This is a genomic window from Emticicia sp., assembly GCF_049241225.1.
In the GTDB taxonomy this organism is placed as follows: domain Bacteria; phylum Bacteroidota; class Bacteroidia; order Cytophagales; family Spirosomataceae; genus Emticicia.
Window position 1 is genome coordinate 1 of the sequence record NZ_JBMLRC010000179.1, and the last position, 5,759, is coordinate 5,759.

General features: G+C 37.4%; 6 protein-coding genes and 1 pseudogene. 5 read left to right on the forward strand and 2 right to left on the reverse strand.

What is annotated here, in order from left to right; translation table 11 throughout:
- The coding region (locus ACOVO2_RS10150) for a hypothetical protein (protein WP_421769861.1) at positions 1 to 222 on the forward strand (222 nt) is incomplete at its 5' end.
- Between the two features lie 147 nt (positions 223 to 369).
- The gene (nadA, locus tag ACOVO2_RS10155; protein ID WP_421769862.1) at positions 370 to 1,329 is read left to right on the forward strand and encodes a quinolinate synthase NadA; all 960 of its coding nucleotides are present in this window, start codon (positions 370 to 372) and stop codon (positions 1,327 to 1,329) included.
- Between the two features lie 128 nt (positions 1,330 to 1,457).
- Here the strand turns inward: nadA and ACOVO2_RS10160 are convergent, their stop codons facing one another.
- The gene (locus ACOVO2_RS10160) at positions 1,458 to 2,051 is read right to left on the reverse strand and encodes a hypothetical protein (RefSeq protein WP_421769863.1); all 594 of its coding nucleotides are present in this window, start codon (positions 2,049 to 2,051) and stop codon (positions 1,458 to 1,460) included.
- A gap of 190 nt (positions 2,052 to 2,241) precedes the next feature.
- Positions 2,242 to 3,519: a Glu/Leu/Phe/Val family dehydrogenase gene (locus tag ACOVO2_RS10165; RefSeq protein ID WP_188767512.1), complete on the reverse strand. Its 1,278-nt coding sequence runs from the start codon at positions 3,517 to 3,519 to the stop codon at positions 2,242 to 2,244.
- A gap of 308 nt (positions 3,520 to 3,827) precedes the next feature.
- On the opposite strand from ACOVO2_RS10165, the gene ACOVO2_RS10170 reads away from it, so the two are divergent.
- From ACOVO2_RS10170 to ACOVO2_RS10180, 3 genes and pseudogenes are all read left to right on the forward strand, one after another.
- On the forward strand, positions 3,828 to 4,217 hold the full coding sequence (locus ACOVO2_RS10170) for a TraR/DksA family transcriptional regulator (protein ID WP_188767511.1): 390 nt from the start codon (positions 3,828 to 3,830) through the stop codon (positions 4,215 to 4,217).
- A 184-nt stretch (positions 4,218 to 4,401) separates the two neighbouring features.
- The gene (locus ACOVO2_RS10175) at positions 4,402 to 5,352 is read left to right on the forward strand and encodes a hypothetical protein (protein ID WP_421769864.1); all 951 of its coding nucleotides are present in this window, start codon (positions 4,402 to 4,404) and stop codon (positions 5,350 to 5,352) included.
- A 118-nt stretch (positions 5,353 to 5,470) separates the two neighbouring features.
- Positions 5,471 to 5,759 (forward strand): annotated as a pseudogene (locus tag ACOVO2_RS10180) (zinc carboxypeptidase); the annotation flags it as partial.

Genomic DNA, 5,759 nt, shown 5'->3' on the forward strand with positions numbered 1-5,759 from the left:
CAAAAAACTCGCCTCAATGGCAAAGGTCAAATTGATTATTATTTCACCTACGAATACGATGCAAATGGCAATATGACAAAAGAAAATTATTTCTATAACAATCAAGTCATAAGTGTTCGTACATTTGAATATGATTCGAAAGGAAACAAAGTCAAAGAATCGTATCTGGACAAACTCGGGACTGTAAACATGTACAAAACGTGGGAGTTTGCCTGTAAATAGTTTAGTCCACGGTCGATAGTCCACAAAAACACAAAATATTGACTATGATGTTTTCATCGTGAGTTTCTTACTCATTCTAAAATCAAAATAGTTTCTATTTTAAAAAATCTAAAACAATCATAAAAATCTGTTAAATCATAGTTTAAGATGGTCGCTGAAAAAATTGATTATGTTGCCGAAATCGCTCGGTTGAAAAAAGAAAAAAATGCGGTTTTATTGGTTCACTATTACCAAATTGCCGAAATTCAAGACATTGCCGATTATATTGGCGATAGCTTGGGGCTTTCGCAACAGGCGGCCAAAACCGATGCCGATATGATTGTTTTTGCGGGAGTACGTTTTATGGCCGAAACAGCCAAGATTCTTTCGCCAAACAAAAAAGTAGTTTTACCAGATTTCAACGCAGGTTGTTCACTCGAAGAATCGGCTCCTTACGCTGAGTTTAAGGCATTCAAAGACCAGCACCCCGACCATATTGTTATTTCGTACGTCAACTGCTCAGCAGAGCTTAAAACGCTTACTGACGTAGTTTGTACGAGTAGTAATGCGGTGAAAATTGTTGAAAGTTTTCCGAAAGACCAAAAGATTATCTTTGCTCCAGATAAAAACTTGGGTGGCTACATCAATCGTGTAACTGGTCGTAACATGTTGCTTTGGGACGGTGCTTGTATGGTTCACGAGACTTTTTCGGGAAAAATGATTACTGATTTGAAAGCTAAGCACCCAAATGCCGAAGTGGTGGCTCACCCAGAAAGTGAAGAATCGGTTTTGAAATTAGCCGACTACATTGGTTCAACAACGGGTCTTTTGAAATATGTTATCAATAGTCCTCAGCAAGAGTTTATTGTGGCTACTGAGTCGGGAATTTTGCACCAAATGCGTAAATCGGCTCCAGGGAAGAAATTTTATGTAGCTCCAACCTCAAAAAATGGTCATGCGTGCAAGGCCTGTTCTGATTGCCCACACATGAAACTCAACACGCTCGAAAAACTATATTTGTGTTTGAGAGACGAAACACCAGAAATAAATCTTCCAGCAGAAATGTTGGCTGATGCCCGTAAACCAATCGAAAGAATGTTAGAACTTTCGGCAAAATTCGGACTGTAATCTGTGGGGTGAAGTTCCGCTTCGCTCATATAAGTTTAAAAGAAAAAGGGTGAGACGAAAATCTCACCCTTCCTTATTCTATGCCTTGACAAGGTTGACCGCAACTCCGATAAAAACTTGTCCTACAATTATTTTACATTCTTCTCTCTCAATGCTTTTACATTGATTGCCTTTACCACTTCTGATTTTTTCAAGATAATACTCCAAATCGCAAAACCAGAATCATCGCTAAAACAAAGTTTTCCTACGCCTTTGTCATAAGGAATCGGCGAAGTATAAACAAACAACGAATCACCGATTTTCTGAATATTATCACTCATTTCGAGCTTTTTGGCGGCGTTATCGGCGTATGCTTCTAAAACTTCCTTTTCTTTTACATATAACTGATTATTGCTACCAATATCAGGCTGCCCCAAAAGTCTGATTTTCAAGCCATATCTTTCGGATAATGAATCAATTAAAGTTATGTTTTTCAACTGACAAAGTTCTTCGCCACGAGCCGCACTTACATTTTTCATTTGTTTCGCAAAATCAGCCGTTAAAGCTTTCGAAATCTCAGCACCCATTTCTTCTACCTGATAAGCGATTTGTGTAGGCGATACTCTCTTTACTTTATAATCTTCCATTCTGCCTAAAATACTACTACCAGTATTTGTCTTTTCGCCACCCGAACAAGAAAAAAGGATAAAAAGTAATAAAAGTATTATAATGTTATTTCTCATTGTTTATCTGAATTTTTCACAAAACTACAAACCGACAGTCGTTTAATTTAAAAAAAGAATAAAAATCTCTGTATTCAGAATAATATAACCATAAAAAAACCTGTAAGGTTAGAAAATACCTACAGGTTTTGATTGTTATCTTTTAAAAACGATAATTGACCATTAGAAATACAAGAGTATTTTCTAAGTATCAACCGTAACCACCTCTAAACTTATAGGTACTTGCTACTTTATCAATGGCCACAATGTAAGCTGCCAAACGTAGAGAAACACCGTGTTTTTGTGAAGTTTCAAATACGTTATCGAAAGCGTCTTTCATCATACGGTCTGAACGACGGTTGATTCTGTCCAGAGCCCATTTGTAACCAATACGGTTTTGTACCCATTCAAAATACGAAACCGTTACACCACCCGCATTTGCCAAAATATCAGGCACAACCATGATTCCTTTTTGGTTGATAATATCGTCGGCACTGGCCGAAGTCGGGCCATTTGCACCTTCTACGATAAGTTTTGCTTGAATATTTCCTGCATTTTCGTGCGTAATTACGTCTTCTTTGGCCGCAGGAACTAATACATCAACATTCAAGGCCAATAATTCTTCGTTGGTAATCAACTCAGCATCTTTGAAGCCTTCGAGTGTTCCGTTATTAGCATTGCGGTAAGCAATGGCTTTTTCTACATCAATTCCTCTCGGATTGTAGTATGCTCCCGAAATATCGCTCAAACCACAAATCGTTACGCCTTTTTCTTGCAAAAGTTTCGCTCCCCACGAACCAACATTGCCAAAACCTTGCACAGCCGCCGTTGCACGATACGGGTTCAATCTCAATTTCTCCATGCCAGCCAATGCCGAAACCATTACGCCACGACCAGTGGCTTCCGTACGCCCCAACGAGCCACCCAAAACCAACGGTTTTCCTGTAACCACTGCATTTACGGTCATTCCTTTGGCTTTCGAGTATTCGTCCATCAACCAAGCCATCTCACGAGGGCCAGTTCCCATATCTGGAGCAGGAATGTCTTTATCTGGTCCAAAAATATCGAGCATGGCAATCGTGTAGGCACGCATCAAACGCTCCATTTCTCCAGCCGACATTTCACGTGGGTTGCAGGCAATTCCGCCCTTTGCACCGCCGTAAGGAATATCAACAACAGCACATTTCCAAGTCATCCAAGCCGCTAAAGCTCTTACTTCATCAATATTTACGGCCGGGTCGAAGCGAATACCGCCTTTACTTGGTCCCAGAATCGTTGAGTGAATCACTCGGTAGCCTTCAAAAACTTTAATCTGGCCGTTGTCCATCGTAACGGGCAAGCCTACTGTCACCTGACGAGCAGGTACTTTCAGAATATAATACATTTCATCGCTGATACCGAGAATTTTTACGGCAGCATCGAATCGTTGCATCATTGACTCCAACGGATTCTCTTTATCCTTGATTGGAGCTGGTTCTATATATGTCATATTCAGAATAATATTTTGTACGTGAATGTGGTTTCACGGTGCAAACTTAGAAAAAATAAAGTATTTCTTAAAATCGTTAAATTTAACACTAATTTTTTATCAGCTTATTTGGCAGATATACCTTATCAGCCTTTTGCATTTTTTAACAAAACCAAATAATTTATTGTTTTTCTAAAATTACCTTTAAATAAATTTTTTTCGAGTTATTTTAAGAAATTGTATCTCACTATTGTTTCAGCCTACCAAAACACTATATTTGTGGGATTTTTGAAAAACCCCAAAATATAAACGTTTACTGCTTTACAATTATGGCCGCAGTTGAAGAAAAAACCCGATATTCGGAAGATGAATTAAAGGAGTTTGAGGTAATTATTACTCAAAAACTGGAAGCAACTCGCAACGAACTGAATTTTATCAGAGAAACGTTGAGTAGAAAGAATGACAACGGCACAGAGTACACAGCCAATAGCACAAAGCTAATGGAAGACGGTGCCGATGTAAGCGAAAAAGAGCAATTGAGCCAGTCGGCTGGAAGATTGCAGAAGTTTGCTCAGCAGTTAGAAGCAGCCTTAATCAGAATCAAAAATGGTACTTACGGCGTTTGTCGTGATACAGGAAAATTGATTCCGAAAGAACGTTTGAGAGCAGTACCGCATACGCAACAAACGATTGAAGCAAAACTAAAGGCTTCTAACTAAAATTTTAAGGAAAAAACATCTATAATTTCTACCTTGTAAGACGCTCAAATCGTTTTCCACAAGGTTACAGGGATTGTTGTCTATAAAAAAAGCCTCTACATCAGAGGCTTTTTTGTTTATCACGCATACTTTTAGCTTCTTTCAGATATACTTTGGTAAAGATATGATTTGAAAAGTAGTATATTTGAAAAACAATTTACTTTTGACTGTGAAGAGAGACGACTCGCTTTGGAAAGCAATTTTAGAAGATTTATTCGATGATTTTCTAAGATTTTTTATTTCAGATGCCAATGATATTTTTGATATGGAACGAGGTTTTGAGTTTTTAGATAAAGAACTCGAACAACTTTTTCCGACAAATGCTGATGAGTTTTTCCCGAGGTATGTCGATAAATTAGTAAAGGTTTTTACAAAGAATGGCACAGAAGAGTGGATTTTGGTGCATATTGAAGTACAAGGCTCAAAAGATGAACATTTTAGCGAAAGAATGTTTTCGTACTTTTATAGAATCTTAGATAAATATCAAAAGCCTATCACAGCCTTTGCTATTCTGACCGATAACAACAAAAAGTTTCATCCTACGCACTACGAGCGAAGTTTTTTAGGCACAAAGTTGAGATATGACTTTAACTCTTGTAAAATATTAGAATTAAGCGAACAACAACTATCAGAAAGTAATAACCCATTTGCATTAGTTGCACTCACTGTTCGTGTAGCAATAAAGAAGGGAAAAATTAAAGAAAATGAACTCTTTGAGCTAAAACTTGATTTGGCAAGACTACTGTTGAGTAAACAGTTTTCAAAGGAAAAAATTAGGGCTTTAATGAACTTTCTGAAACTATACATTCGTTTTGGAAATGAGGAATTAGTTACTAAATTTGAAGAAGAAATAACCATAATTACCAATAAAACAAAGCAGACTATGGGAATTGAGGAATTTGTTTTAGAACGTGCCAAAAGAATTGGTAAACTCGAAGGTAAGCTCGAAGGTAATTTTAACTTCGTGACAAGTCTTTTACAAAATAGCGACTTTGACGAAGCAAAAATTGCATTTATTGCGTCGGTTCCAATAGATTTTGTGAAGAAGATAAAAGAAGGTGCAACTTTGAACGACTTTAAGCTGCAAAACAAATAGTCTGTCTTTCACTCAGAAAGAATTTTCTTTGTCTATAAAAAAAGCCTCTACGTCAGAGGCTTTTTTGTTTTACAGGTTTTTCTACATTTCTTTGTTTGAAAAATATAAACTTCTCGACATGAAAAAAAACACTCTACTCTACCTATTATTCTTTCAACTACTTATCAGTCAAGCATTTGGGCAAGTTGCTGACAGTTATTATTTGCCTCAGAATGTTACGTATGATGCCAAAATTCCGACACCACAGAAGTTTTTGGGTTACCAAGTCGGCGAACAGCACGTAACTCCCTATGAGACAGTTACTTATATGAAAGAATTGGCTCGTCTGTCGAATCGTTTCAAGATAGAAACTTATGCCAAAACTTTTGAAAACCGTGAGTTAGTTCTCGTTACGGTTACTTCTCCCG

What these genes read in the sequence shown, in the direction of transcription:
- nadA (WP_421769862.1), top strand. Translation starts at nt 370, where the DNA reads ATGGTCGCTGAAAAAATTGATTATGTTGCCGAAATCGCTCGGTTGAAA.
- ACOVO2_RS10160 (WP_421769863.1), bottom strand. Translation starts at nt 2,051, where the DNA reads ATGAGAAATAACATTATAATACTTTTATTACTTTTTATCCTTTTTTCT.
- ACOVO2_RS10165 (WP_188767512.1), bottom strand. Translation starts at nt 3,519, where the DNA reads ATGACATATATAGAACCAGCTCCAATCAAGGATAAAGAGAATCCGTTG.
- ACOVO2_RS10170 (WP_188767511.1), top strand. Translation starts at nt 3,828, where the DNA reads ATGGCCGCAGTTGAAGAAAAAACCCGATATTCGGAAGATGAATTAAAG.